A 25,450-nucleotide genomic window follows, 5' to 3' on the forward strand; every position below is an offset into this window, starting at 1 on the left:
GTTGAGATGGTGCAGGAGGGTGGTGCTCGGTGGTGGTGCTGGGTGCTGCTGTGTGGGACGGGGCAGGGCCGGGTCGGACCAGGGTCCGGTCGGCTGGACCTGGTCAGGCCAGGGTCTGCTCCGCGGGGTCCCAACCCTCGGGGAGGGTCGGGGAGGGTGCGACCGTGCTCTCGACGAGCACGGTCTCACCACGTTCGGCGGCCTCGGCGATGGAGACCATCACGTCGAGGACGTGGAAGGCGAGGGCACCGGGGACCCGGTTCTCCTCACCCGCGCGGAGGGAGCGGGCCAGGTCGACCACGCCCGTCCCCCGCGAGTAGGTGGACCCGACGGCGGGGATCGTCTCGGGCTCGTCGGCGCCGAGCGCGTACAGCTCGGTGTCGCCGTCGAAGTTGTTCGGGTCGGGGAACACGACCGTGCCGGTCTCGCCCGCGATCTCGACGAAGCCGGTGCGGCCGCGGTCGGACTCGAACGAGAAGACGCTCTGGGCGCTGCCGCCGTTCTCGAACTGGATCAGTGCCGAGTGGTTCGTCGGGACGTCGACCGGGAACTCGGTGCCGGCCTTCGGGCCCGAGCCGATCGTGCGGGTCGCGCGGGATTTCGACGCGGTGGCGGTGACCTTCGCGACGGGTCCGAACGCCTGCACGAGGGTCGTGATGTAGTACGGGCCGATGTCGAACAGCGGGCCGGCGCCGTAGGCGAAGAGGAACTCGGGGCTCGGGTGCCAGGACTCCGGGCCGGGGCTCTGGAAGAGGGTGAGCCCGTTCAGCGGCTTCCCGATGCGACCGTCCCGGATGGTCCGGAGCGCGGTCTGCAGTCCGGCACCGAGGAACGTGTCGGGGGCGACGCTCACCGTCTTGCCGGCGGCGACCGCGGCGTCGCGGAGCTGCGCCGCGCTCTGTCGGTCGAGCGCGTAGGGCTTCTCGCCCCACACGTGCTTGCCGGCTGCCAGGGCCTGCAGGGCGACCTCGACGTGCGCGGCCGGGATCGTGAGGTTCACGACGATCTCGATGTCGTCGATCGCCAGCAACTCGTCGACCGTGCCGGAGCCCGCCACGCCCCACTTCTCGGCCTGCGACGCTGCGCGGGGCAGGTCGATGTCGGCGATGAAGAGGACCTCGACGTCGGGGAAGACCGTCAGGTTGGACAGGTACTGGTCCGAGATGACGCCGGCACCGATCACGCCGACGCCGACGCGTCCCGCGGCGCTCATGCGTGTGCTCCGGCGAGGAAGGCGTACGAGTCGCGGACGGCCTGCACGACGTCGCCGTCGTGGTCGTCGAGCTCGATGACCTGCTGGGCGTCGGGTGCGGCGGCGACGATGTCGCGCACCGGCATGATCCCCTTGCCGACCGCCACCTGCTGCTTGTCGTCGTGCGAGCCGTCGCCGTCCTTGACGTGCAGGAAGCGGACCTGGTCGCCGAGCCGGCCGAGGACGGCCACGGGGTCGTCACCGCCGACCTTCGCCCAGTAGGTGTCGAGCTCGAGGACGACGGCGTCGGAGAGTGCCCCGGCGAATACCTCGAAGGCGCTCGTGCCGTCGATGCGGTTCGAGAACTCGAACGCGTGGTTGTGGTACCCGAGCGCCAGGCCGTGGTCGGCGGCGCGCGGGGCGAGGTCGTTGAACTGTCGAGCGATGGCTTCGACGTCCTCGCGGGTGGTCCAGCGGGCTTCGTCGACGTGCGGGTCGATCAGGGTGCCGAGCCCGACGGTGACACTCGCGCCGAGGATGCGCTCGAGTTCCTGCTCGTCTGCGTCCACCAGACGTGCGTGCCCGCTGGGCGCGGTCAGACCGGCCTGCTGCAGAGCGGCCGCGTACTCGTCGGCACGGTCGACGAAGCCGAAGAGTTCGACGTTCGTGAAACCGATGTCGGCGATCGTCGCCAGGGTTCCGGGGAGGTCCGTCGTCAGTGCGTCGCGCACCGTGTAGAGCTGGACCGAGAGCGGTTGGGGCACCAGGTGTTCTCCTCATCGAGATGTGGTCTTCGCTGACCGCTCGTCACACTATGGGCGCTTTTGTCGGCGGTCAAGCAAAAGTTCGGAGAAGTTCGACGACCTTCGTTGCGTGGCTCGGAGGATGTGTGGTTCACTCCGAGCATGGTCGACTTGACTCGGACGGCAACGACGCCGCCGGTCGGGGCCAGTGAGCTCTTCCAGATCCTGCGAGACGGCGTCCCGCGGACCCGCGGTGAACTCGCTGCCCTCACCGGGATGGCGCGCTCGACCATCGGCGTGCGCATCGACGCCCTCGTCGACGTCGGACTCGTCGGCGCCGTCGACACCGCCGCCTCCACCGGCGGACGTCCCCCCGCACAGATCGCCCTGCGCCCCGCCGCCCGGCTCGTCGTGGCCGCGGACCTCGGCGCCTCGCACGGTCGCGTCGCCGTGACCGACCTCGTCGGCACGCAGCTCGCCAGCCGTGACGCTCGGATCGACATCGCCGCCGGTCCCGTCCCCACCCTCGAGTGGCTGGTCGGCGTCGTGGACGAGCTCCTCGACTCGGTCGGCCGCGTCCGCGACGACGTCATCGCGTTCGGCATCGGCCTGCCCGGCCCCGTCGAGTTCTCCACCGGACGTCCCGCGAACCCGCCGATCATGCCCGGCTGGGACGGGTTCGACGTCCCCGGATGGCTCCGTCAGCACGTCCGTGCCCACGTGCTCGTCGACAACGACGTGAACATCGCCGCGCTCGGGGAACGCGCGCACGGCTGGCCGGACCTCGACCACCTGCTCTTCGTCAAGGTCGCCACCGGCATCGGCTCCGGCATCGTGTCGGAGGGTCGGCTCCAGCGTGGCGCACAGGGCACCGCAGGTGACATCGGGCACGTCCGTGTCTCCCGTGCGGGTGACGTCCCGTGCCACTGCGGCAACACCGGTTGCCTGGAGGCCGTCGCCTCCGGCCCGGCGATCGCCCGGTCACTCCGCGCGAAGGGGCACGACGTCCACACCAGCGCGGACGTCGTCGACCTCGTCGCGCGGTCCGACCTCGACGCGATCGGGGCGGTCCGCCAGGCCGGCCGTGACATCGGCGAGGTCCTCGCCACCTGCGTCTCGCTGATCAACCCGTCCGTCATCGCCCTCGGCGGCTCGATCACCCAGGCCGGGGAGCACCTGCTCGCCGGCGTCCGGGAGGTCGTCTACTCCCGCTCGATGCCGCTCGCCACCGAACACCTCGTGATCGCACAGTCCCGCGCCGGGTCGATCGCCGCGCTGCAGGGCGCCGCCGCCCTCGCCATCGCGTACGCGCTCTCCCCCGCGGGCGTCGACGAGTTGGTCACCCTGGCCGAGGGGCGACAGCAACTGACCGAAGGTCGGCACCTCACCGAGGGGCGGCAGCTGGTCTCCTGACCGGCACCGTCCGGCCGCGTGCCGGTTTCGTCCCTGCCGGTGGTCGGGTGGACAATCGTGGGGTGACGATCGTGCAGCCCACTCTCTGGGGCGACCTGGATGACGGGTGGGAGGCCCAGCCCGGCTCCGGCACGTCGGCAGCGTCCGGCACGTCGGCAGCGTCCGGCACGTCGTCCGGCCCCGGCACGTCGACCGGCGGGCGGTCCACCGGCGCTGTTCGAGCCGCCCGCGCGCACGACACCTTCACGGCCCTCCGCGGACACACCGAGCGGATCGTCGCGCACTCCTCGGACCGGGTCGCCTGGCTCCGCGCCCGCGCGATGGGCATCACGGCGACCGACGTCGCCCGCCTCGCCTCGCTCCGTGCCGTCGACGCGGTCGTCGCCGACAAGCGGTACGGCTCCCGGTTCGCCGGCAACGTCTACACCGAGCACGGCAAGGAACGCGAACCCGTGATCGCCTCGTGGGTGGCCGCGACGCACGGCATCCAGCCCTCCGCACACCTGTTCCACGCGGCGACGAACCGAGCACACCTGGCGACGCCGGACGGCGTCGGTCTGGACCGCGACGGACGCCTGCTCCTCGCCGAGATCAAGACGACCGCGAACGGGTTCACCCGGGTCCCCCGGCACTACATGCGGCAGGTCTGGTGGCAGCAGTACGTGCTCGGCGCGGACCGGACGCTGTTCGTGTGGGAGAAGCACGACGACTTCGTGCCCGTCGCCGACGAGCCCGAGTGCCGGTGGATCGACCGCGACGACGACGCGATCCGGGGTCTCATCGCCCTCGCGGACCTGGTGCTCGACCGACTGCGGGACGCTCGCTGACCGGGATCAGCCGCAGTCGGGACAGCGCGACGACGATCAGTCCCATCAGGCCGATGAACACCGCGACACCCAGGCAGTACAGCGCGACCACGCCGTAGCCGGACTCCGGGTCGAGGAACGGGTACGGCACCCAGCCGTCGGTCGCACCGCGGACGACGACCACGACCAGCCAGACCGCCGGGTAGACCAGGAACCACCAGACGTCGCGGAAGGCCAGGCGGCTGCGGTCGGAGAACAGCAGCCAGTCCAGCACGACGTACAGCGGGATCCACCGGTGCAGGACGTCGTTCGACCAGGACTCCCCCACGGCCTGTCCGACCTGCACCAGCAGGGTGTTGTAGACCAGGCCCGTCGTCGCGATGTACACCGTGGCCGCACCCCGGAAGAGGTCCAGGCGGCGGCCTGACTCGCGGCGGCGCAACGCTGCGACGACGGTGAGGACCAGGACGACGGCGACCAGGATGTTCGACTGGTTCGTGAAGTACCCGAAGAAGTTCCAGAACACGAACCCGTTCTGGAGCGCCCGCTGCAGGTCGTCCACGACGGCGGCGACGATGGCGATCGCCGCAGCGAGCCGCAGGGTGTTCACGAGGATCCGCACGGGCCCACGGTACTGGTCCGCCGACTCGTCCGGGAACGAGGAACGGCCCGCACCGGAGTGCGGGCCGTTCGTGTGGTGCTGTTCTGCTGTTCTGCTGCGGATCAGGACGATCCGCCGCTGATCAGGATCAGAAGACGTTGACGTCCAGCGGGATGCCCGGGCCGAAGGTCGTCGAGACGGCGCCCTTCATGATGTAACGGCCCTTCGCGGCGCTCGGCTTGAGACGGACGATCTCGTCGAGCGCGGTGCTGATGTTCTCGTCGAGCTGCTCCGGCGTGAACGAGGCCTTGCCGACGACGAAGTGCACGTTGGAGTGCTTGTCGACGCGGAACTCGATCTTGCCGCCCTTGATGTCGTTCACGGCCTGGGCCACGTTCGGCGTCACGGTACCGGTCTTCGGGTTCGGCATGAGACCACGCGGGCCGAGCACCTTGCCGAGACGACCGACCTTGCCCATGAGCTCCGGGGTGGAGACCGCGGAGTCGAACGAGGTGTAGCCCTCGGCGACCTTCGCGATGAGCTCGTCGCCACCGACCTCGTCGGCGCCGGCGGCGATGGCAGCCTCAGCGGCTGCACCCGTCGCGAAGACGATGACGCGGGCGGTCTTGCCGGTGCCGTGCGGGAGGATGACGGTGCCACGCACCATCTGGTCCGCCTTGCGGGGGTCCACGCCGAGCTTCAGTGCGACCTCGACGGTGGAGTCGGTCTTCGCAGAGCCGGTCTCCTTCGCCAGGGCGACTGCCTCGGTCGGGGTGTAGAACTTGTCGGCCTCGATCTTCGCGGCCGCGGCGCGGTACGCCTTGGACTTCTTCGCCATGGTGGTCTCCTTGCGAGATACGTGGTTGGCGAGCCGGCGCGGCTCTCCCACGGTGAGTACTGGGGTGTGGAGGGTGAGGCTCAGGCCTCGACCGTGATGCCCATCGAACGAGCGGTACCGGCGATGATCTTCGTCGCCTGCTCGATGTCGTTGGCGTTCAGGTCGGCCTGCTTGGTCTCGGCGATCTGACGGATCTGGTCCGCCGTGATGCGTCCGGCCTTCACCGTGTGCGGCGTCGCGGAACCCTTGTTCACACCCGCAGCCTTCTTGATGAGCTCGGCGGCCGGCGGGGTCTTGAGGATGAACGTGAACGAACGGTCCTCGTAGACGGTGATCTCCACCGGGATGACGTTGCCGCGCTGCGACTCGGTCTGGGCGTTGTACGCCTTGCAGAACTCCATGATGTTCACGCCGTGCTGACCGAGCGCCGGACCGATCGGCGGTGCCGGGTTGGCGGCGCCCGCGTTGATCTGCAGCTTGATCAGGCCCGTGACCTTCTTCTTCGGTGCCATGTTTCGCTTTCCTCCTGGGATCGAACGCACGGGGATCCGTGCACTCTCCCGCGTCTCCGGCGGTTCCGGATCGCGGTGACGGACCCGCAGCGCACGAGGCGCGCGGACCCAAACTCGAACAGTCTAGTGGATGGCGTCCAGCTCTAGAGCTTGGTCACCTGGTCGAAGCTGAGCTCGACCGGCGTCTCGCGCTCGAAGAGCGAGACGAGCACGGTGAGCTTGCCGCTCTCCGGCTTGATCTCGGAGATCGACCCCGGCAGACCCGCGAACGAGCCCTCCTTGATGGTGATCGTCTCGCCGACCTCGAAGTCGACCTCGGCCTGGGGCTGCGCCTGTGCGGCGCCGCCACCCTTCGCGCCACCCTTGGTCGGGGCGGTCTCCGCGACCTGGACGAGGGACTTCAGCATGCCGAAGGCCTCGTCGAAGCGGAGCGGGGTCGGGTTGTGCGCGTTGCCCACGAAGCCGGTCACACCGGGGGTGTGACGGACGACCGACCACGAGTCCTCGTCGAGGTCCATGCGGACCAGCACGTAGCCGGGGATCCGGACGCGGGTGACCAGCTTGCGCTGCCCGTTCTTGATCTCGACGACGTCCTCCATCGGGACCTCGGCCTGGTAGATGTAGTCCTCCATGGACATCGAGACCATGCGGTTCTCGATGTTCGCCTTCACGCGGCGCTCGAAGCCCGCGTAGGAGTGGATGACGTACCACTTGCCCGGCTTCATCCGCAGTTCGGCCTTGAACGCCTCGTACGGGTCGACCTCGGACTCTTCTTCGTCGTCCTCGGCCGTGATCGTGACCTCGGTGTCGGGGGCGAGGTCGACCTCGGACTCCGGGGCGATCGCTCCGAGGGCGTCCGCGGACTCCTCGGCAGCGATGGTCTCGTTCGCCTCGGCGGCGGTCTCGTCCTCGAGCTCGGACTCTTCTTCGTCCTCGACGGCCTCGACGGCGGCTTCGGCCTCGTCGGCGGTGTCGATCTCGAGCGCGTCGTCGACGACCGCGTCGGCCTCGGGGTCACGCGACTCGGCGAGGGCGGCGAGCGTCTCGTCGAGCTCGGCGGCTACCGTGCCGTCGTCCGGCTCGTCACTCAGACCGAGGGACTCGTCGTCCTCGTCCTCGACGGAGATCGCGCGCTCCTCGGCGGAGTCGGTCGAACGGAGTTCGCTCGTCTCGACGTCGCCTTCCTGGTTCTCCTCGACCTCGGAAGACTGCTCGGCAGCGGTCGCGAGGTCGATGTCGTCGCGGGAGTAGTCAGACACAGTCGGTTCTTTCCGTTCGATGGTGCGGATCGGGTTGGCGCTCGCGTCCCGGGCGGGGAACGGGTCGCCGTCTCCGGGAGACCGTACCCCGAGGAGGACCGGAGCGGTCGGACCTGCGGTCAGGCCGGGCGCGCCAGGAGTGCAGCGCGCCGGGGTTCATGCCGGCTGGGTCAGGCCGTGGGGCCGTTGCCGAACACGTAGCCGACGCCGAGACCGAACACGAAGTCGAGGACCGACACGAGGATCATCATCACGACGACGAACACGAGCACGACGCCCGTGTAGCTGAAGAGTTCCTTGCGGGTCGGTGTGACGACCTTGCGCAGTTCGCCGAAGACCTGGCGGATGAACAGTGCGATCGCGGCGAACGGGCCGCGGCGCTGTGCGCGGTCGACCTTTGCCTGGGCGACGACGTCGTCAGTCGTCTCCACGTCTTTGCTCGCCACTTCAACCCTTCCCGATGTGCAGGGCGGACAGGACTTGAACCTGCAACCTGCGGTTTTGGAGACCGCTGCTCTACCAATTGAGCCACCGCCCTTCGGAACGTCCACCCGTACGGGATCCGGTCGTTCCAGGGAGAAGAAGTCTGATTCCGACAGACTTCAACCGCCGCAGAACAGTGTACGGGAGTCCCGACGGCGGTGTCCACTTGACGGATGCTCCGGCGCGGCGCGTCGGTAGGCTGACCCCGTGAGCACCGACGCCGCCAGCCCTCAGCCCACCGACAGCCCCGACACCAGTACACGGCCCCGCATCGCCTCCCGGATCGCCGCCATCGCCGAGTCCGCCACCCTCAAGGTCGATGCCAAGGCCAAGGCACTGAAGGCCTCCGGTCGTCCGGTGATCTCCTTCGCCGCCGGCGAGCCCGACTTCGCCACCCCGGCACACGTCGTCGACGCGGCCGTCGTGGCGGCGCAGGACCCGGCGAACCACCGGTACACGCCGGCCACGGGCCTCCCGGACCTCAAGCGCGCCGTCGCCGACAAGACCGCGCGGGAGTCCGGCATCGCCGTCGAACCGTCGCAGGTCATCGTGACGAACGGCGGCAAGCAGGCCGTCTACCAGGCGTTCCAGACCGTGGTCGACGCCGGCGACGAGGTCCTGCTGCCGGCGCCGTACTGGACCACCTACCCCGAGGCCGTGCGGCTCGCCGGCGGTGTCCCGGTCGACGTCTTCGCCGGCAGCGAGCAGGGCTACCTGGTGACCGTCGAGCAGCTCGAGGCGGCGCGGACCCCGCGCACCAAGGCGCTGCTCTTCTGCTCCCCCTCGAACCCGACCGGCGCCGTCTACTCGGCCGAGCAGACCCGCGCCATCGGCGAGTGGGCGCTGGAGCACGGCATCTGGGTGATCAGCGACGAGATCTACCAGGACCTCGTCTACGACGGCATCACGTTCTCCGGGGTGCTCGAGGAGGTCCCGGCCCTCGCGGACACGACCATCCTGGTCAACGGCGTCGCCAAGACGTACGCCATGACCGGCTGGCGGGTCGGGTGGATGATCGGCCCGGCTGACGCGATCAAGGCCGCGTCGAACCTCCAGTCCCACCTGTCGTCGAACGTCTCGAACGTCTCGCAGCGGGCCGCGATCGCGGCGTTGAACGGCCCGCAGGAGCCCGTCATCGCGATGCGCGACGCCTTCGACCGACGGCGGAAGGCGATCGTCGCGGGTCTCAACGCGATCCCGGGCTTCGTGACGCCGGAACCGCAGGGCGCCTTCTACGTCTACCCCGACGTCACCGCGCTCCTCGGTCGCGAGTGGGCCGGCAGCACGCCGACCACGACCCTCGAACTCGCCGACCTGATCCTCGAGCACGCCGAGGTCGCGGTCGTCCCCGGTGAGGCGTTCGGACCCTCCGGCTACCTGCGGCTGTCCTACGCACTGGGCGACGACGACATCGCCGAGGGCGTCGCGCGGCTGGGTCGCTTCTTCGGCTGACCTCGGCGCGATCACACCCCGCACACCGCGCCCCGCTCCGCGCATCGCTCCCCGTCGAGACGGGGCGCGATGCACGGAGCGGGGCGCGGTGTCGTCCACGGAACGAGACCACCGAGCGTGGTGCGCGGTCGTCGGGTACGACGGGGCGCGATCACCGGACGCGGTGCGACCTCGGCGCGCCGGACGTCAGCCGGACAGGTCGCCGACCACGACCGGCTCCGGGACGAGCGTCACCCCGAAGCGGTTCGCCACGGTCAGCTGCACGTACCGCGCGAGCTCGGCGACCTGGGCGGCCGTCGCTCCCCCACGGTTCGTCAGCGCCAGGGTGTGCTTCGAGGAGATCGCCGCTCGTGACCCCGGCACGCCGTACCCACGGTGGATCCCGGCGTGCTCGATGAGCCACGCTGCGCTGAGCTTCACGTCGTCGCCGGCCGGCCAGCGCGGTGCGTCGGCGGGCATCGTCTCGGCGAACCCGGCCGACACGATCGGGTTGGTGAAGAAGGACCCGGCGCTCCAGGTGTCCGGGTCGGCGTCGTCGAGCACCATGCCCTTCGACCCGCGGAGCCGCAACACCTCGGCGCGGACCTCGGCGGGGGCGACGCGGGTGCCGAGCTCGACGCCCAGGGACCCGGCGAGCTGGGCGTACCGCACGGGCACGCCGTCGTCGGTCGCCGTGCCGAGCCGGAACTCGACCGTCAGGACGACGCCGCGGCGCCCGTGCTTCAACGTGCTCGTGCGGTAGCCGAGCGCCAGCTCGGACGCAGGGACCCAGGAACGCTCCCCGGTCTCGGCGTCCAGGAAGTCGACCGCGGTGAGCACGTCGGACAGCTCGACCCCGTAGGCGCCGATGTTCTGCACGGGGGCGGCGCCGACCGTGCCCGGGATGCCGCTGAGGGCCTCCAGGCCGGTCCACCCGCGCTCGACGGTCGTCGCGATGAACGCGTCCCACGGCTCTCCCGCCGCGACGCGGACGGTGACCCCGTCGTCGTCGGACTCGGCGCTGACCCCGCGGGTGCGGACCACGACGACGGTGCCGGGGAAGCCCTGGTCGGCGACCAGCAGGTTGCTGCCGCCGCCGAGGACCAGCCAGTCGTCCTCGTCCGACCACGCCTCGACGACGTGGGCGACGAGGTCGTCGGTCGTGTCCGCGACCAGGAGGCGGCCGGCCGGGCCGCCGACGCGGAGGGTGGTGAGCTCGGCGAGCGTCGTGTCCGTCACGGTCAGTGGAACGCCACCGTGACCTGTGCCTTGCCGAGCACGGTCTGCCCGGCGGCGGTCACGGTGAGGTCGATGCGCAGCGGTCGGCCCTGCTCGTCGAGTGTGCCGACCTTGGCGACGACACCGACGTCGGCCCCGTCGATCGGGTCGACGACGACGGGACGGGTGAAGCGGACGCCGTACGATGCGACCCAGCCGCGGTCGCCGAGCCACTCGGCGACCGGCTGGACAGCCAGACCCATCGTGAGCATGCCGTGCGCCAGGACACCGGGCAGGCCGACCGACGCGGCGACGTCGTCTCGGTAGTGGATCGGGTTGAAGTCGCCGGAGGCGCCGGCGTACCGGACGAGCGAGTCGCGCGTGAGGTGCACCTGTCGCTCCGCGACGACGGTGCCGACCTGCAGGTCGGAGGCGGTGTCGGTCATGCGTCATCTCCTCGGACGACGAGGGTGGACGTGGCGGTGACGACGTGCTCACCGTCGGCGTCGACGACCGTCGACTCGGCGGTGACCATCGCGTTGCCGCCGAGGGTCTTGACGCTCGTCACGGCCAGGGTGGCGATCAGCTCGTCACCGGCGACGATCGGGCGCGCGTAGGCGAACCGCTGCTCGCCGTGCACGACGCGGGAGAAGTCGATGCCGGCGTCCGGCTCGGCGAGGAGCTGCGCGAGCGTGGCTTCCTGCACGACGACCGCGAAGGTCGCCGGTGCGACGACGTCGGCGTGCCCGGCGGCTCGGGCGGCCGCGGGGTCGGAGTGGATCGGGTTCGTCGCGAACACGGCGCGGGAGAACTCGCGCACCTTCTCGCGACCGACCAGGTACGGCGGGGCCGGCGGGAACGTCCTGCCGACGAGCTCGGGGTTCACTGACACCGCAGCAGTCTACCGAGGCCCTCGGACGCCCGGACATACATGAGTTTGCATCGGTTAGGCTGACGAGGCGTTGGTCGGGGGACGACCGAGCGGGCCCGCGGGGAGTGGCGATGGAGACGACGACCGAGTACACGGTGCTCGAACACCACCGGTGCACCGCGGTGGAACTGGTCGACGCCGCCCTGCGCGCGCACGGGCACCACGTCGTCACCGAGAGCGGACGCCTCGTCGTCGTCGCCGGCGACCGGATCGCGACGGCGTTGTTCGGCGCGTTCGTCCGTCCCGCACGGCAGTACCGGCGGTACGAGGTCGCCCTGTCCGCGACGCCGGGCCACGCGGTGCTCACGCTGCGCCACGCGGGCCACGGAGCCGCCGTCGCGGGCGGCATGATCGGCGCGAAGCGGCGTCGGGAGGCCTGGCACCACGTCACGGCCCTCGTCGAGACGACCCTGCACGGCGGAGGGGTCCTGCTGCACCGGACGGACCGCGTCGACGTGCCGGGCACCTCGCTGCGCTGAGGCGAGCCGCGCCTCGAGCCGCGCCGAGCCGTACGGAGCCGCTCGGCGCTGTGCGCAGACGCGAAAGCGACAGATGTGCGCGGTCGTCCGGGGCAGATCTGTCGGTTTGGCGCCCCGATCCCACCCGACCGTGGCCGGGCTCCCCGCCGATGGCCGGTGGCGGCGCCGCCCAGACGCGCACGCGGACGCGGGCGCAAGAGCGACAGATGTGCGGGGCCGGACGGCGCGTACCTGTCGGTTTCGCGTCCCGGTTACGGTCGTTCCCCGGCGCCGGTCCCGGTCGCCCCCGGCGCCGGCCCGGGTTCGGCGTCGGCTCAGCAGACAGCGGCCGGACGGGAGGCGCGGGACGGGTGTTCGGGGAGCGACCGACCCCGCAGGACCGGCCGGGAACGACGAAGGCCCGGCGCTGATGCGCCGGGCCTTGCCGTCTTCACGTCGTTCCCGCTGGCGAAACTGTTCGACCAGCACGGTAGCGAGGGCGGGACTTGAACCCGCGACACCACGATTATGAGCCGTGTGCTCTAACCAACTGAGCTACCCCGCCATGGATCCGCAGTGATCACCGCGAAGTGACGACACTGCGAGTCAGAGCCCCGAGTCAGGATTGAACTGACGACCCCTTCCTTACCATGGAAGTGCTCTACCACTGAGCTATCGGGGCGAGTACCGCGAGCGGCACCACACGAGGATAGCAGACCCGCGACGGTGGTCCGGAACCGACCGTGACGCCCGGGCGTGCCGTCCGTGCGGGCTAGTTCGCGTTGGCCTGGAGCCACGCCAGCGGGTCCACCGGGACGCCGTCGATGCGGATCTCGAGGTGCAGGTGCGGGCCGGTCGAGTTGCCAGTGCTGCCGACCAGGCCGAGGGTCTGGCCGACCTTCACCTGCTCGCCCTGCACGACCTGGAACGAGTTGTCGAGCATGTGCCCGTAGACGCTGACGAACTGCTTGCCGTCGACGTCGTGCTCGATCCAGACGTCGTTGCCGAAGCCGCCGTCGTTCGCCTGCACCTTGATGACGGTCCCGTCGGCCACGGCTCCGATCGCGGTGCCGGCGCCGGGGGCGAAGTCGACGCCCTGGTGGAACGTCGAGCAGAACGAGCACCCGGCGACCTGCCGTCCACCGAAGCCCGAGGAGATCGGCACGCCGACCGGGAACGGCCACTGGATCGTGCCGTTCGCGTCATTCGTGAACGTCGAGGAATCGGTCGCCGTACCGGCGGCCGGGGTGACGCTCCGCTGTGCTTCGGACACGGTGTACGCGTCGCGGTCCACGGGACCCTCGACGGCGTCACCGACGGACAGCGACTGCGCGTCCTGCACCGAGGCACGGACGGTCGCGGCGCCCGGCTGTGGGACGTAGAGGGCCTGTGCCGGCAGCGAGGTCGAGACCACGAGACCAGCGGTGAAGAGCAGCGCGCCGACGACCGTGACGCGGGACGCCGTCCGACGGAAGGACGCCCCGGAGGCCCGGGTCGCACGACCGGGAGCGGGAACGGTGCGCGCGATGTGCCGCGTGGCACGGTCCACCCGAGGGCCGTCGGCGATCATCGGAACGGTCGGGGCGGCGGCGCGGGCGGCCTTCGGGGTCGCGGTGCGTGTGGCCCGCTTCGTCGAAGGGGCCCGTCGTGCAGCGGCGGGACGAGTGGCAGCCGGCGCCGGAGTGGTCTCGGCGAGCGGCGCGACGACCGGCGACGACGGTGCCGGCGGCGTCAGCGGTGCGGCGCTCGAGGCGGGGAGGACCGGCGACGAGGGGGCCGGCGGCGTCGCGGGGCCGGAGCCGACGGGCGCCGGACGAGCCGCGTCACGGGAGGTCCCGGCAGCCGAGCGGTCCACGGCGGACCGACGGCGGGACGTCTTCGCGGCGGCACGTTCGGCTTCGATCCGAGCTCGTCTCGTCAGGTGCACGGACGGCACCGCCCCGGGGGCGGTGCGGTCGATGGTCGTGGGCGTCTGCGAGGAGTCGAGCATGCGTTCGGTGATGATCCTGAGTTCGAGGCACGGGCGCTCGTCGGTAACGAGCAGGTAACGGGACTCATGAACGCTAGCAAAGGACCCCGGTCCTCGCCAGTCGCCTGCACGCCTGTGCACGCCCCCCAGAGCGGGTGTCGAGCACGGGGACGTCCGCGGGAGCGTCAGCGCGTGGCCGGACTCAGGACCCCAGGACGTCGTCCTCGAGCGTGCGGACGAGGGTGGCGAGGTCCTCGACGATGCTCGGCGCGGCGAAGAGGAAGGACCGCGTGTCGCCGACCTCCCACGTTCGGACGTCCGCCCCGGCAGCGGCCGCCACGATCGAACCGGCTGCCATGTCCCACGGGTTGATGCCCCGCTCGTAGTAGGCGTCGACCGTGCCGGACGCCACGGCGCAGCAGTCCAGCGCGGCTGCTCCGGCGCGGCGCACGTCCCGCACCTCGGTGATGAGTCCGGCGAGGACGGCCGCCTGCTCCCACCGACGCTCGGCCGTGTAGCCGAAGCCCGTGGCGACGAGCGTCTCGGCCAGGGACTCCGGCGTGGCGACCGCGATCGGCCGCCCGTCCAGGCTCGCCGCTCCCCCGGCGACCGCGCGGTACACCTGCCCGGTGGCCGGGGCGATGACGACACCGGCGACGGGCTCCCACATCGCCGGGTCGGGCACGCCGCGGACGACGCCGATGCTCACCGCGTAGACGGGGCTGCCGTAGAGGTAGTTGACGGTGCCGTCGATGGGGTCGACCACCCAGGTGAGGCCGGAGGTGCCGGAGGCGGCGCCGGACTCCTCGCCGAAGAAGGCGTCGTCGGGGCGTGCTTCGACGATGCGTCGGCGGATCAGCGCCTCGACCTCGCGGTCGGCAGCGGTCACGACGTCCGCGATGCTCGACTTGCGGTCCGCGACCTCGACCCCTTCGGCGCGGCGCTGCGCGGCGAGCGTGGCGGCTTCGCGGGCGATCGCCTCCGCCAGGTCGGCGAGGGCATCAGGAGCAGCGGACACGACCGAGGGGTTCGACATACCCCGATCCTGCCCCACCGCAGCTCTGCCGCAGCCCCGGCTCCGCGGGAGCACCGGCAGCAACGCGAATGGCCCCGTCCGGAGACGGGGCCATTCCGACGAGCCGACAGAGGACTGCGGCTGACACGTGGCGAGTGAGGGATTCGAACCCCCGGAGGCATACGCCGGCTGATTTACAGTCAGATCCCTTTGGCCGCTTGGGTAACTCGCCATGTGCGCACCCGGCCCGTGTCGTCACCGACCGAAGGCGCGGTGAAGAGCATAGCCGATGTTCGGAGGTGGTCGCGACCACGGCCGGACGGGAGGTCCTCGCACCGGGCCGGGTCGGGCCTCCGGTACGGGGCGGCGTGGCGCCCGATAGGCTGGCCGGTATGGCAGACAGCTCCTTCGACGTGGTCAGCAAGGTCGACAAGATGGAGGCGGAGAACGCCCTCAACCAGGCGGCGAAGGAGATCGAGCAGCGGTACGACTTCAAGGGTGTCGGTGCGTCCGTCGCGTTCAGTGGCGAGGACGTCCTCATCAAGGCCTCGACCGAGGAGCGTGCCCTGGCCGTCCTCGACGTGCTGCAGACGAAGGCAATCAAGCGCGGCATCAGCCTGAAGAGCCTGGACGCCGGCGAGCCGTTCCCCTCGGGCAAGGAGTTCCGCATCGAGGTGAAGTTCAAGAACGGCATCGAGCAGGACATCGCGAAGAAGATCGGTGCGGTGATCCGTGCCGAGGCGCCGAAGACCGTGAAGAGCCAGGTGCAGGGCGACGAGCTGCGCGTCTCCTCGAAGAGCCGCGACGACCTGCAACAGACCATCCAGCTGCTCAAGGGCCAGGAGTTCGACGTCCCCCTGCAGTTCATCAACTTCCGCTGACCGCGCTCCCCCGCGCAGAGACAGGCCCGACACCGTGGAGCACTGGCTCGTCGTTGCGCTGATCATCGTCCTGGTCCTGTTGGACCTGGCGATCCGCGCCTTCTCACTCGTCATCGTCCCGATCAACCGGAAGCCGCAGACGGCGACGGGCTGGTTGCTGGCGATCTTCCTCATCCCCTACATCGGGTTCGTCCTGTTCCTCCTGCTCGGGTCCACGAAGCTCCCCCGGGCCCGCCGCGAGAAGCAGACCGAGATCAACCGTTACATCCTCGAGCAGACCGAGGGCATCGAGCGGGTGCGCCGCGACCACCCGTGGCCGACGTGGCTCGAGAGCATCACGAAGTTGAACCGGCAGCTCGGGTCGATGCCGCTGGTCGGCGGCAACCAGGCCGAGCTGTACCCCCACTACGACGACGCCTTCGCGGAGATGACGCACGCCGTCGACGCCGCGCGCCGGTTCGTGCACGTGGAGTTCTACATCGCGTCCCTCGACGACACCACACGGCCGTTCTTCGAGTCGCTGGCACGTGCGCAGGCACGTGGCGTGACGGTCCGGTTCCTCATGGACCACTGGGCGAGCAAGAGCTACCCGTACTTCAAGGACACCCTGGCGTTCCTCGACGCGGCGGGCATCGAGTGGCACCTGATGCTGCCGCTGCTGCCGCTGGAGGGGAAGTTCCAGCGTCCGGACCTCCGGAACCACCGGAAGATCCTGGTGGTCGACGGGTCGGTGGCGTTCACGGGGTCGCAGAACCTCATCGACCGTTCGTACGACACCAAGGCCAACATCGAGCGCGGGCTGCGGTGGCGCGACCTGTTCGCCCGGTTCGAGGGCCCCGTCGTCGCGGGCATCAACGCCCTGTTCGTCACCGACTGGTACAGCGAGACCGACGAGCTGCTGCTCCGCGAGAGCGACCCCGTGCACCGGGCGGACCGGCAGGACTCCCTGGACTGCCAGGTCGTGCCGTCCGGGCCGGGCTTCGACGGTGAGAACAACCTGCGGCTGTTCAACGCCCTGCTGTACTCGGCGCAGAAGCGGGTGTCGATCACGTCGCCGTACTTCGTTCCCGACGACTCGATGCTCTACGCGATCACGACGACCGCGCAGCGCGGGGTCGAGGTCGAGCTGTTCGTCGGCGAGATCGGCGACCACGCGATGACGTGGCACGCCCAGCGCTCCTACTACGAGGGGCTGCTCCGGGCGGGCGTGCGGATCTGGCTGTACCGTGCGCCGACCGTGCTGCACGCCAAGCACTTCACGATCGACGACGACGTCGCGGTGATCGGGTCGAGCAACATGGACATGCGCTCGTTCACCCTGAACCTCGAGATCTCGGTGATGGTGCGCGGGAAGTCCTTCGTGGACGCGCTGCGGGACGTCCAGGACGACTACCGCGCCGCCAGCCGCGAGCTGACGCTCGACGAGTGGCTCACCCGACCGCGTCGGTCGCGGGTGTTCGACAACGTGGCGCGGTTGACGGCAGCGTTGCAGTAGCGGTCGGCCGGGAGGCCCGCCCCACGCTCGCCCCGTCGCCACGGGTCAGGTGGTGGGCGCGGGCACCGCCGCGGCGATCCTCGCGGTCAGTCGTTCGAGCGGCCCGCGTCCGAGGAACCGTCGCCACACCATCGCGAACAGCACCGCGCCGACCACGAACCCCCACCAGGTGGAGGGTCCCTGCGGCATGTCGGGCCACAGGGCGATGACGACCAGGTGCAGCGCGTAGACGGTCAGCGGCATCGACCCCACCGCCGCCAGGGGGAACGCGATCCGGGTGACGAGCGGCCCGTGTCCGTCGACGAGCAGCCGGCACAGGGCGATCACGGCGACGGCGACGGCAGCGGTGCCGGCCACGTCCACGATCGACGACGAATGGTCACGCGGTGAGAGGAACACCTGCGCGAACGTCTGACCGGCGTCGGAGCCGGACGGCACGAACGGCACGCCGGGGAAGGCGTACGTCGTGTCGAACGGGATCGGCGCAGCGGCGTTCCCGACGACGTACGCAGCGGCCGCGACCACGATGCCGGACACGAGGAGCAGGACCTGCCGCATCGAGCCTCCCCCCACCAGCACAACCCAGGCGCCGCCGGCGTGTCGCCCGGGAGCCGGCGGTGTGGACCCGGGTCGGGACCGCGCGACGGCGAGCCCGACCAGCACGTACGCGGCGAAGGTGACGACGGGGTAGACCAGCCCGAGCTGGACGCCGAACATGCCCGCCTCGGCGTAGAGCGGCAGGATCGCCAGCGCGACCGGTGCCGCTGCGACCGCGCAGGCCACGGCGAGCAGGAACAGTGCCCACGGCCGCCAGCGGAGCACGGGCAGGGCCAACAGGAACAGGGCGCCGTAGGTGGGCAGCACCACGTAGACCGGCGTCTGCAGGGCCATCAGCAGCAGCCCGACGACGACCACCACGACCGCGCGGAGTGCCAGGCGGGCCCGGACCCGACCGATGTCGGGCGGCCCGGGCGGTCGGTCCCGGCCGCTGACGAGTCCGATCGACACCCCGGCGAGCACCGCGAAGAGCGCGGCGGACCGGCCGTTCACGACGGCGCCGAAGCTCGTCGGGTCCGCCCAGTCGACGTTCTCGGCGACGTCACCGACGTGCGCGGCCATCATCCCGAAGAGGGCGAGGGACCGGGCCACGTCGACCCCGACGAGCCGGCCGGACGACGCAACGCCCGGCACCCCACGTCGGGGTACCGGGCGCAGCGTCGTCATGCTCGGACCTGCGAGGCGCTCAGGCTTGCGAGTCGGCGCGGGAGCGGCGCAGCGAGACGTCGATCATCTCGTCGCGGGGCACGACCTTGACGCGCGCACGGCCCTCGGGCTCGCCGAGTGCGATCTCGTGCTGGTCGAGGGCATGCCACCCGTCCAGGTCGGTGAAGTCGACGCCGCGTTCGCGGAGCAGTGCCGGGATCGCCTCTTCCGAGGGGTCCTCCGGGCTCCACCAGGTGCCCTGGTCGGTGACCACGTGCTGCACGGTCTCCATCGCGTCGGACTTGGTGTGCCCGATCAGGCCGACCGGTCCGCGCTTGATCCACCCGGTGGCGTAGACGCCCGGGAGGCGGTTGCCGTCGGTGTCGAGGACCTGACCCTCGTGGTTCGGGATGACCCCGTAGCGCTCGTCGAACGGCACGCCGGGCAGGGGTGACCCGACGTAACCGACCGCGCGGTAGAGGGCCTGGATCGGGATCTCGCGGATCTCGCCCGTTCCCTCGACGCCGCCCTGGCCGTCCGGACGGGTGCGCTCGTACCGGATGGCGCGGAGCGCACCGTCGTCGTCGCCGAGCAGTTCGAGCGGCTTGGCGTAGAAGTGCAGGTGCAGGCGACGGCTGGCGGTGCCGACCTCGCGCGTGCGCCACTGCTGCAGCACGCGGTCGATGACGGTGACCTGCTTGTTCGTCGCGATCGCGAGCTTCGAGGCCTCGTCGTGGTCGAAGTCCTCGTCGTACACGACCATGTCGACGTCGCGCAGTTCGCCGAGTTCACGCAGCTCCAGCGGCGTGAACTTCACCTGCGCCGGTCCACGACGTCCGAAGACGTGGACGTCGGTGACCGGCGAAGCCTTGAGGCCCTCGTACACGTTGGCCGGGATCTCGGTCGGCAGCAGGTCGTCGGCGTGCTTCGCCAGGATGCGGGACACGTCGAGCGCGACGTTGCCGTTGCCGATGACCGCGACGCTCTCGGCCGTGAGCGGCCAGGTGCGGGGGACGTCGGGGTGCCCGTCGAACCAGCTGACGAAGTCGGCGGCGCCGTAGGACCCGTCGAGGTCGATGCCGGGGATGTCCAGGTCGGCGTCCTTGATCGCGCCGGTCGAGAAGACGACCGCGTTGTAGTGACGCTTCAGGTCCTCGAGCGTGATGTCCTCGCCGAAGCGGACGTTGCCGAAGATCCGGATGTCGCCGCGGTCCAGGACGTCGCGGAGGGCGTTGATGATCCCCTTGATGCGGGGGTGGTCGGGCGCGACGCCGTAGCGCACCAGACCGTACGGGGCCGGGAGCTGCTCGAACAGGTCGATCGAGACGTCGAAGCCGCGCGCCTCCCGCAGGAGGATGTCCGCGGCGTAGATGCCGGCCGGACCGGCGCCGACGATGGCGAGTCGGAGGGTGGGCACTGATCGGTCTCCAGTTTCGTTCGGGTCAGCGGCTGCGGTCGACGACCGTCTCCGCGAACCGGGTGAGGGCTCGTTTGACGGTGCCGTCCGGCAGGGGCGCCAGGGCGGCGACCGCTTCGTCGGCCCAGCTCGCGGCGAGGGCACGGGTCGCCAGGGTCGCATCGTGCGCGCGGAGCTCGGCGACGGCGCTCTGGTACGCGTCCGAGTGGACGGCGTCGTCGGGTGCGTCCCGGACGTTGCGCTCGATGCGGGCGAGGAGGGCCGCGGCACCCTCGTCGGTGGCGGCACGACGACGGAGCTGCAGCAGGGGCAGCGTGTCCACGCCGGCACGGAGGTCGTTGCCGGCGATCTTGCCGGTCTTGTCCTTCGCCGGTGCCAGGTCGATGACGTCGTCGACGAGCTGGAAGGCGACGCCGACCTTCTCACCGAAGGTGCCGACGGCCTCGAGCAGGGACCGGTCGGCGCCGGAGAACAAGACGCCGGCGCGGGCGGCGGTCGCGATGAGGGACCCGGTCTTGTCGCTGAGCACCTGGATGTAGTGCTCGACCGGGTCGTCCTCCGGCTGCGGGCCGGTCGTCTCGTGGAGCTGGCCCATGCAGAGGCGCTGGAAGGTCTCCGCCTGCATCCGGATGCCCTCGGGCCCCAGGTCCGCGGTGATGAGCGAGGCACGGGCGAAGAGCAGGTCCCCCGTGAGGATCGCGATGTTGTTGCCGTAGGTGACGTGGGCGGCCGGGACACCGCGGCGAACCGGCGCCTCGTCCATCACGTCGTCGTGGTACAGCGACGCCAGGTGCGTCATCTCGACGCTGACCGCGGCCTTGACCACGTGGTCGGTCACGCCGTCGCCGAGCTGCGCGATGAGCAGCGTCAGGGTCGGACGGATGCGCTTGCCACCCGCGGCGAGCAGGTACCGGCTGGTGGTGTCGGCCAGGGTGTCGGCGGAGCGCATGGCGTCCTCGAGCCCCTGCTCGACGTGTTCGAGCCCGTCGTCGACGGCGGCGATGAAACGACGGTCGGCCGGGGTGGCGAACAGACGCTCGCCGATGCCCAGGGACGCTCGGAGACTCGGTGCGCGTCGGGCGACCGGGACACTCGGGTTCAACTGCTGCTCCGTACTCGCGGGGTGGCGGTGGGGACCTGGGCCGCGGGCCTAGGCCTCGGGCTCCACGCGGGGCTGCTCACCCGTGGGCTGGTGCTCGCGGCGTGCCTTCGCACGGCGGGCGGCGGACTCGCGCACGCTGCCCTCGACGGGCTTGCGACCGCGGTGCAGGGCGACGATGCCGGCGGTCAGGTTGCGGTGCGCGACCATCGTGAAGCCGACGCCGCGGAGCCACTGGCTGAGGACCTGCTGGTCCGGCCAGGCCTCGATGGACTCGGCGAGGTAGCGGTAGGCGGCCGGGTTGCTGCTCGAGAGCCTGGCGATGCCCGGCAGGACGCGCTTGAGGTACGTGTTGTAGCCGAAGCGCAGTGCGGCGAACGGCGGCGTGGAGAACTCGCAGATGACCAGACGACCGCCGGGCTTGAGGACCCGCAGCATCTCGGTCAGGGCCTGCATCGGGTCGTTGACGTTGCGCAGTCCGAACGAGATCGTGACCGCGTCGAACGACTCGTCCGAGAAGGGCAGGTGCTCGGCGTCGCCCTCGACGAAGGTGATCTCGGGGTGGCGTTCGCGGCCGACCGCGATCATGCCGGACGACAGGTCGAGGGCGGTGACCTCCGCGCCCTTCTTCGCCAGGGCCGCGGAACTGGTCCCGGTGCCGGCAGCGAGGTCGAGCACACGCTCGCCCGGCTGGGGGTCGACGGCCTTGACCGTCGCGACGCGCCACAGCGGTGCGTTGCCCGCCGACAGGATGTCGTTGGTCAGGTCGTACTTCGCTGCGACGTCGTCGAACATGGCCGCCACTTCGTCCGGCCGCTTCTGCATGTCCGCTCTGCTCACCCGGTCATCCTAGAGGCCGCGGCCCGACGCTTCCCGGTAGGCGTGCAGGAGCGCGACACCCCGGGCGCGCCCTGACGCGTAACATCGGTCCGTGACCCGTCCCACCACAGCGGTCCGGCCGCTCACGGTCTCGACCCGCATCCTCGACGACCCGGGCGCCGTGCTCCGCCACACCCTCGCCGGAGCGCCGTTGGCCTTCGTGCGGGGCGGTGACGGGATCGTCGGGATCGGCGAGGCCATGCGCTTCGAGTTCTCCGGCCCGACCCGGATGCGCGACGCCTCCGCCCGGTGGCGGCAGATCGTCGCCGCCGCGGTGGTCGACGACCCGGTGCGGCTCCGTGGCAGCGGACTGGTGGCGTTCGGGACGTTCGCGTTCGCCGACGACTCGAGCGCGACGAGTGTCCTCATCGTGCCGCGGGTCGTGGTCGGCCGGCGGCGTGGTCGGGCGTGGATCACCGCGGTCGACACCACCGACGCCCCGGCTCCCCTGCCGTTCACGAGCACCTCGGTCCCGGTCCCCCGCGTCGGCCCGCACGTCTCCGTCGCACTCCGGCCCGGTGCGGTCGACGAGGACGCCTACGCCGCGTCGGTCGCCGCCGCGGTCACCGCGATCACGGCCGGACGCGCGCAGAAGGTCGTCCTGGCCCGCGACCTGGTCGGCACCCTGCCGCCCGGCGCCGACCGCCGTGCCCTGCTGCTCGACCTGGCCGCCGCCTACCCGACGTGCGTGACCTTCGCCGTCGACGGGCTCATCGGGGCGACCCCGGAGACACTCGCCCGCACCGAGGGACGCACCCTCACCGCCCGGGTCCTCGCCGGCAGTGCCGCCCGGGGGACGGACGCCGAGAGCGACCGGGTCGCCGCCGAGACCCTCGCCGCGAGCACGAAGGACCTCGAGGAGCACGCGTTCGCGATCTCGAGCCTGGTCGCCTCGCTGCGGCCGATCGCAGCCGACCTCCGGGTGGACCCCGAGCCGTTCCGCCTGCAGCTGCCGAACGTCTGGCACCTCGCCAGCGACGTCGAGGCCGTCCTGCCCGCCGGTGTGACCGCACTCGACGTCGCCGACGTGCTGCACCCGACCGCGGCCGTCGCCGGGACCCCCACCGACGTCGCGGTGCGGCTCGTCGCCGAGCTGGAGGGTGTGGACCGCGGACGCTACGCCGGTCCCGTCGGCTGGCTCGGCGCCTCCGGGGACGGTGAGTGGATGCTCGCACTCCGCAGCGCACAGATCGAGGACGACGGCACGGTCCGCGCGTGGGCCGGCGCCGGGATCGTCGCGGGCTCTGAGCCGGCTCGGGAGGTCGCGGAGACGCGGCTGAAGTTCCGACCGATCGTCGACGCCCTGGCCTGACAGCGGCACCGGTACCGGCACCGGCCGGAGCCGTCGCCGGTCAATCGGCCAGCGGCACCTCGATGACCACGCGCTCGGCGGGGTCGGTGAGGACCCGTTCCAGGTCGCCCCAGGTCTCGGCGCGGCGGTACTCCCAGCCGAGGCCGGTCACGACGCGTTCGACGTCGACGTGCTGCGGCGTCGTCATCATCCGCCGCATGTCCTCGGGTGCGGTCGTCGCCGCCACCTCGAGTCCGCGGAAGATCGCACCGCCACCGTCGTTGCCGACGACGACCTGCAGCCGCGGGCGCGCCTCCTCGGTCCCGGTGACGAGTCCGCCGAGGTCGTGCAGGAAGGTGAGGTCCCCCACCACCACCCGGGTCGTGCCGACGGCGCCGGACCCGGCCTCGAGCGCCGTCGCGATGCCGAGGGCGGTCGAGATCGTGCCGTCGATGCCCGCCAGCCCGCGGTTGGCGTGCACGCGGATCTTCTTGCCCGCGACGGTCGTGTCCGCGACCCGGATGATCTGCGAGGCACCGAACACCAGACGGTCGTGCGGCCAGGTGGCACCCCACACCGCCTCGGCGAGCATCGCACGGTCGACGGGCCGACGGCGGAGCGCGACCTCGTCCTTCAGGAACCGGTTCCGCTCGGCGCGGTCCTCGGACCGCTTCGCGTCGAGGTCCGGTCCGGCGTCGCCCTCGCCGAGCAGCGAGCGGCTCGCCGCGACCCAGCGGCCGACCCACGCCCGGTGCGCCGGCCCGGTCCGCCCGGTGACGCGGACGTCCGAGACGACCTGCGTCGCGGCGTCCGGCCGGGAGGCCCGTGCCGGGTCGTACACGTCGGCTCCGGCACCGCGGACCACGACCGTCTCGACGTCGGCGCGCTGCAGGAGCGCCGGGACCTCGCGACTGAGGGTCGGGTGGCCGAGGACGACCGCGCGCCGCACCCGGCCGCCGAAGTCGTCGTCCCGGAGCAACTCGCGGTAGGCGGCCGCCAGGTTCCGGCCGAACCGGGCACCGCTCGACACCTCGGCCAGGAGCGGCGCACCGAGTTCCCACGCGATCCGCTCGGCGTCTGCGCCGGCGTCGTGTCCGGCGATCACCACGGTCGCGGGGTCGTCGTCGGGGGCGAGCTCCGCGACCGGCAGCGGGGTGGTCGTCCGCCGGGTCGCGTACGCGCGGTCCACCTGGTCGTCGGGCACGCCGTCGACCCGGTCGAGACCGGCGCTGAGGGGCTCGCGGAAGGCGAGGTCGAGCTGCACCGGACCGGGTTGCCCGGTGTGCCCCGCAGCGGCGGCGACGGCTTCGCGCACCAGACCGCGGACGGTGGCGCGGACGTCGTCGTCGACACCGTGCGCGCTCGGTGCCTGGACGTCGCGGACGAACGACACGGCCGGCCCGAAGACCCCGGGCTGCACGGTGGTCTGGTTGCTGCCGATGCCGCGCAGTTCGGCCGGGCGGTCGGCGGAGACGACGATCATCGGCACACCCGAGTGGTGCGCCTCGAGCACGGCGGGGTGGAGGTTCACGACCGCTGTCCCCGAGGTCGTGACGACCGCGGCGGGGCGACCGGACTCGACGGCCAGACCGAGCGCGAAGAACCCGGCGGTCCGCTCGTCGAGGCGCACGTGCACCGTGATGCCACCGGCGCGCTCGAGGGCGACCGCGGCGAGGGCCAGGGCCTGCGACCGCGACCCCGGACTGACCACGACGTCGGTCACACCGGCGCGGGCGAGTTCCTGCAGGAAGGCGAGGGCGAAGTCCGTCGCGGGGCTGCCGGAACTGCCCGAGCCCGGCTGCCCGTCAGCGGCAGCGCCGTCAGCGGCAGCGCCGTCAGCGACAGCGCCATCAGCGGCAGCGCCGTCAGCGATCGGGGCGGCCGTCGTCGTCGCCGTCGTGGAACTGTTCTTCGAGGGATCGGAGGGTCGCGTCGTCCTGGTCCTTGTCATCGCTCTTCCGCCCGGGAGGCGTCGTGCCACCGAGGAAGTCAGGGTCGTCTTCGGGACCACGGTACCCGGCACCACCGCCACCGTTGCCTCGCTGTCCCGCGGCGGGGGTCCGGCCGAGCAGGAACCACAGCACGCCGCCGAGGACGGGCAGGACGACGACCAACAGGACCCAGATGCCCTTGCGCAGGGAGCGGACGCGGGTCCGCGGCATGGTGGCGCAGTCGATCAGGGCGAACACCGTGAACGCCACGGCGGCGACGACGATGACGAGCCACAACCTGACCATCCTCGAAGTCTAGGTCGGGAGGCTGTGACCGCCCTGGCCTTCGTCCGGTCGCCGTGGAGACCGGCGTCCGTACACTTGC

25 protein-coding genes and 4 tRNA genes are annotated in these 25,450 nt (G+C 71.3%); 7 read left to right on the forward strand and 22 right to left on the reverse strand.

The window, feature by feature from the left end; translation table 11 throughout:
• Window positions 1–103 precede the first annotated feature (103 nt).
• Together DEJ33_RS06075 and DEJ33_RS06080 are read right to left on the reverse strand one after the other, a co-directional pair.
• Window positions 104–1,213, reverse strand: coding sequence for a Gfo/Idh/MocA family protein (locus DEJ33_RS06075; protein ID WP_110902643.1), 1,110 nt, complete (start codon window positions 1,211–1,213; stop codon window positions 104–106).
• Window positions 1,210–1,956 (reverse strand): sugar phosphate isomerase/epimerase, encoded by a 747-nt coding sequence (locus tag DEJ33_RS06080; RefSeq protein ID WP_111078285.1) that lies wholly within the window; start codon window positions 1,954–1,956, stop codon window positions 1,210–1,212. Before DEJ33_RS06080 ends, DEJ33_RS06075 begins: the two co-directional genes overlap by 4 nt.
• Before the next feature lie 141 nt (window positions 1,957–2,097).
• Between DEJ33_RS06080 and DEJ33_RS06085 the strand changes: the two genes are divergently transcribed.
• Window positions 2,098–3,348, forward strand: coding sequence for an ROK family transcriptional regulator (locus DEJ33_RS06085; RefSeq protein ID WP_111078330.1), 1,251 nt, complete (start codon window positions 2,098–2,100; stop codon window positions 3,346–3,348).
• A gap of 272 nt (window positions 3,349–3,620) precedes the next feature.
• Window positions 3,621–4,175 (forward strand): YqaJ viral recombinase family protein, encoded by a 555-nt coding sequence (locus DEJ33_RS06090; protein ID WP_110902760.1) that lies wholly within the window; start codon window positions 3,621–3,623, stop codon window positions 4,173–4,175.
• Here DEJ33_RS06090 and DEJ33_RS06095 read toward each other — a convergent pair.
• From DEJ33_RS06095 to DEJ33_RS06120, 6 genes are all read right to left on the reverse strand, one after another.
• Complete coding sequence (locus tag DEJ33_RS06095; RefSeq protein ID WP_111078286.1) at window positions 4,126–4,776, reverse strand: Pr6Pr family membrane protein; 651 nt, start codon at window positions 4,774–4,776, stop codon at window positions 4,126–4,128. The genes DEJ33_RS06090 and DEJ33_RS06095 overlap by 50 nt on opposite strands.
• A gap of 127 nt (window positions 4,777–4,903) precedes the next feature.
• Entirely contained in the window at window positions 4,904–5,593 is a 690-nt protein-coding gene (gene rplA, locus DEJ33_RS06100) for a 50S ribosomal protein L1 (protein WP_111078287.1), read from the reverse strand.
• A gap of 80 nt (window positions 5,594–5,673) precedes the next feature.
• The gene (rplK, locus tag DEJ33_RS06105; protein ID WP_110824626.1) at window positions 5,674–6,105 is read right to left on the reverse strand and encodes a 50S ribosomal protein L11; all 432 of its coding nucleotides are present in this window, start codon (window positions 6,103–6,105) and stop codon (window positions 5,674–5,676) included.
• 143 nt (window positions 6,106–6,248) lie between these two features.
• Window positions 6,249–7,364: a transcription termination/antitermination protein NusG gene (nusG, locus tag DEJ33_RS06110; RefSeq protein WP_111078288.1), complete on the reverse strand. Its 1,116-nt coding sequence runs from the start codon at window positions 7,362–7,364 to the stop codon at window positions 6,249–6,251.
• Window positions 7,365–7,534: 170 nt separating this feature from the next.
• The gene (gene secE / locus DEJ33_RS06115) at window positions 7,535–7,795 is read right to left on the reverse strand and encodes a preprotein translocase subunit SecE (RefSeq protein ID WP_375334700.1); all 261 of its coding nucleotides are present in this window, start codon (window positions 7,793–7,795) and stop codon (window positions 7,535–7,537) included.
• Window positions 7,796–7,829: 34 nt separating this feature from the next.
• Window positions 7,830–7,902: transfer RNA gene (locus tag DEJ33_RS06120), tRNA-Trp, on the reverse strand.
• Between the two features lie 152 nt (window positions 7,903–8,054).
• On the opposite strand from DEJ33_RS06120, the gene DEJ33_RS06125 reads away from it, so the two are divergent.
• Entirely contained in the window at window positions 8,055–9,299 is a 1,245-nt protein-coding gene (locus DEJ33_RS06125; protein WP_111078289.1) for a pyridoxal phosphate-dependent aminotransferase, read from the forward strand.
• Between the two features lie 186 nt (window positions 9,300–9,485).
• Here DEJ33_RS06125 and DEJ33_RS06130 read toward each other — a convergent pair whose 3' ends face one another.
• Genes DEJ33_RS06130 through DEJ33_RS06140 form a run of 3 tightly spaced genes read right to left on the reverse strand, consistent with a single transcriptional unit; the run spans window position 9,486 to window position 11,388 of the window.
• Window positions 9,486–10,517: a UDP-N-acetylmuramate dehydrogenase gene (locus DEJ33_RS06130; RefSeq protein WP_111078290.1), complete on the reverse strand. Its 1,032-nt coding sequence runs from the start codon at window positions 10,515–10,517 to the stop codon at window positions 9,486–9,488.
• Window positions 10,518–10,519: 2 nt separating this feature from the next.
• Entirely contained in the window at window positions 10,520–10,942 is a 423-nt protein-coding gene (locus DEJ33_RS06135; protein WP_111078291.1) for a MaoC/PaaZ C-terminal domain-containing protein, read from the reverse strand.
• Window positions 10,939–11,388, reverse strand: a complete 450-nt coding sequence (locus tag DEJ33_RS06140; RefSeq protein ID WP_111078292.1) for a MaoC family dehydratase N-terminal domain-containing protein — start codon at window positions 11,386–11,388, stop codon at window positions 10,939–10,941. The genes DEJ33_RS06135 and DEJ33_RS06140 overlap by 4 nt, the downstream gene beginning before the upstream one ends.
• Before the next feature lie 110 nt (window positions 11,389–11,498).
• Between DEJ33_RS06140 and DEJ33_RS06145 the strand changes: the two genes are divergently transcribed.
• Window positions 11,499–11,906, forward strand: coding sequence for a hypothetical protein (locus DEJ33_RS06145; protein ID WP_111078293.1), 408 nt, complete (start codon window positions 11,499–11,501; stop codon window positions 11,904–11,906).
• A gap of 470 nt (window positions 11,907–12,376) precedes the next feature.
• Here the strand turns inward: DEJ33_RS06145 and DEJ33_RS06150 are convergent.
• From DEJ33_RS06150 to DEJ33_RS06170, 5 genes are all read right to left on the reverse strand, one after another.
• Window positions 12,377–12,450, reverse strand: a tRNA-Met gene (locus DEJ33_RS06150).
• A 45-nt stretch (window positions 12,451–12,495) separates the two neighbouring features.
• Window positions 12,496–12,567: transfer RNA gene (locus tag DEJ33_RS06155), tRNA-Thr, on the reverse strand.
• A gap of 90 nt (window positions 12,568–12,657) precedes the next feature.
• On the reverse strand, window positions 12,658–13,875 hold the full coding sequence (locus DEJ33_RS06160; protein ID WP_111078294.1) for a M23 family metallopeptidase: 1,218 nt from the start codon (window positions 13,873–13,875) through the stop codon (window positions 12,658–12,660).
• A 181-nt stretch (window positions 13,876–14,056) separates the two neighbouring features.
• Window positions 14,057–14,890, reverse strand: a complete 834-nt coding sequence (locus tag DEJ33_RS06165; protein ID WP_111078295.1) for an inositol monophosphatase family protein — start codon at window positions 14,888–14,890, stop codon at window positions 14,057–14,059.
• A 128-nt stretch (window positions 14,891–15,018) separates the two neighbouring features.
• A tRNA-Tyr gene (locus DEJ33_RS06170) sits at window positions 15,019–15,101 on the reverse strand.
• 160 nt (window positions 15,102–15,261) lie between these two features.
• Here DEJ33_RS06170 and DEJ33_RS06175 point away from each other — a divergent pair.
• Both DEJ33_RS06175 and cls read left to right on the forward strand, forming a co-directional pair.
• Window positions 15,262–15,750 carry a YajQ family cyclic di-GMP-binding protein gene (locus DEJ33_RS06175; RefSeq protein WP_110902629.1) on the forward strand — a complete coding sequence of 163 codons (489 nt, stop codon included), beginning with the start codon at window positions 15,262–15,264 and terminating at the stop codon, window positions 15,748–15,750.
• A 34-nt stretch (window positions 15,751–15,784) separates the two neighbouring features.
• Window positions 15,785–17,245, forward strand: a complete 1,461-nt coding sequence (gene cls / locus DEJ33_RS06180) for a cardiolipin synthase (RefSeq protein WP_111078296.1) — start codon at window positions 15,785–15,787, stop codon at window positions 17,243–17,245.
• 45 nt (window positions 17,246–17,290) lie between these two features.
• Here the strand turns inward: cls and DEJ33_RS06185 are convergent, their stop codons facing one another.
• Genes DEJ33_RS06185 through DEJ33_RS06200 form a run of 4 tightly spaced genes read right to left on the reverse strand, consistent with a single transcriptional unit; the run spans window position 17,291 to window position 21,804 of the window.
• A complete protein-coding gene (locus DEJ33_RS06185; RefSeq protein WP_111078297.1) occupies window positions 17,291–18,469 on the reverse strand; it encodes a heparan-alpha-glucosaminide N-acetyltransferase domain-containing protein in 1,179 nt (392 codons plus the stop codon).
• 19 nt (window positions 18,470–18,488) lie between these two features.
• On the reverse strand, window positions 18,489–19,865 hold the full coding sequence (locus tag DEJ33_RS06190) for an FAD-dependent oxidoreductase (RefSeq protein ID WP_111078298.1): 1,377 nt from the start codon (window positions 19,863–19,865) through the stop codon (window positions 18,489–18,491).
• A gap of 25 nt (window positions 19,866–19,890) precedes the next feature.
• Window positions 19,891–20,967 (reverse strand): polyprenyl synthetase family protein, encoded by a 1,077-nt coding sequence (locus tag DEJ33_RS06195; protein WP_111194474.1) that lies wholly within the window; start codon window positions 20,965–20,967, stop codon window positions 19,891–19,893.
• Between the two features lie 48 nt (window positions 20,968–21,015).
• Window positions 21,016–21,804 carry a demethylmenaquinone methyltransferase gene (locus DEJ33_RS06200; protein WP_111078300.1) on the reverse strand — a complete coding sequence of 263 codons (789 nt, stop codon included), beginning with the start codon at window positions 21,802–21,804 and terminating at the stop codon, window positions 21,016–21,018.
• Window positions 21,805–21,895: 91 nt separating this feature from the next.
• Between DEJ33_RS06200 and DEJ33_RS06205 the strand changes: the two genes are divergently transcribed.
• The gene (locus DEJ33_RS06205; protein ID WP_111078301.1) at window positions 21,896–23,155 is read left to right on the forward strand and encodes an isochorismate synthase MenF; all 1,260 of its coding nucleotides are present in this window, start codon (window positions 21,896–21,898) and stop codon (window positions 23,153–23,155) included.
• 40 nt (window positions 23,156–23,195) lie between these two features.
• Here DEJ33_RS06205 and menD read toward each other — a convergent pair whose 3' ends face one another.
• Window positions 23,196–25,085, reverse strand: coding sequence for a 2-succinyl-5-enolpyruvyl-6-hydroxy-3-cyclohexene-1-carboxylic-acid synthase (menD, locus tag DEJ33_RS06210; protein WP_111078302.1), 1,890 nt, complete (start codon window positions 25,083–25,085; stop codon window positions 23,196–23,198).
• The gene (locus DEJ33_RS06215) at window positions 25,000–25,371 is read right to left on the reverse strand and encodes a PLDc N-terminal domain-containing protein (protein WP_111078303.1); all 372 of its coding nucleotides are present in this window, start codon (window positions 25,369–25,371) and stop codon (window positions 25,000–25,002) included. The genes menD and DEJ33_RS06215 overlap by 86 nt, the downstream gene beginning before the upstream one ends.
• Window positions 25,372–25,450: the final 79 nt, after the last annotated feature.

The sequence above is a fragment of the Curtobacterium sp. MCPF17_047 genome (genome assembly GCF_003234045.1).
Classification (GTDB): Bacteria; Actinomycetota; Actinomycetes; order Actinomycetales; family Microbacteriaceae; genus Curtobacterium.

What these genes read in the sequence shown, in the direction of transcription:
- DEJ33_RS06075 (WP_110902643.1), bottom strand. Translation starts at nt 1,213, where the DNA reads ATGAGCGCCGCGGGACGCGTCGGCGTCGGCGTGATCGGTGCCGGCGTC.
- DEJ33_RS06085 (WP_111078330.1), top strand. Translation starts at nt 2,098, where the DNA reads ATGGTCGACTTGACTCGGACGGCAACGACGCCGCCGGTCGGGGCCAGT.
- rplA (WP_111078287.1), bottom strand. Translation starts at nt 5,593, where the DNA reads ATGGCGAAGAAGTCCAAGGCGTACCGCGCCGCGGCCGCGAAGATCGAG.
- rplK (WP_110824626.1), bottom strand. Translation starts at nt 6,105, where the DNA reads ATGGCACCGAAGAAGAAGGTCACGGGCCTGATCAAGCTGCAGATCAAC.
- DEJ33_RS06135 (WP_111078291.1), bottom strand. Translation starts at nt 10,942, where the DNA reads ATGACCGACACCGCCTCCGACCTGCAGGTCGGCACCGTCGTCGCGGAG.
- DEJ33_RS06145 (WP_111078293.1), top strand. Translation starts at nt 11,499, where the DNA reads ATGGAGACGACGACCGAGTACACGGTGCTCGAACACCACCGGTGCACC.
- DEJ33_RS06160 (WP_111078294.1), bottom strand. Translation starts at nt 13,875, where the DNA reads ATGCTCGACTCCTCGCAGACGCCCACGACCATCGACCGCACCGCCCCC.
- DEJ33_RS06165 (WP_111078295.1), bottom strand. Translation starts at nt 14,890, where the DNA reads ATGTCGAACCCCTCGGTCGTGTCCGCTGCTCCTGATGCCCTCGCCGAC.
- DEJ33_RS06175 (WP_110902629.1), top strand. Translation starts at nt 15,262, where the DNA reads ATGGCAGACAGCTCCTTCGACGTGGTCAGCAAGGTCGACAAGATGGAG.
- DEJ33_RS06185 (WP_111078297.1), bottom strand. Translation starts at nt 18,469, where the DNA reads ATGACGACGCTGCGCCCGGTACCCCGACGTGGGGTGCCGGGCGTTGCG.
- menD (WP_111078302.1), bottom strand. Translation starts at nt 25,085, where the DNA reads ATGACAAGGACCAGGACGACGCGACCCTCCGATCCCTCGAAGAACAGT.
- DEJ33_RS06215 (WP_111078303.1), bottom strand. Translation starts at nt 25,371, where the DNA reads ATGGTCAGGTTGTGGCTCGTCATCGTCGTCGCCGCCGTGGCGTTCACG.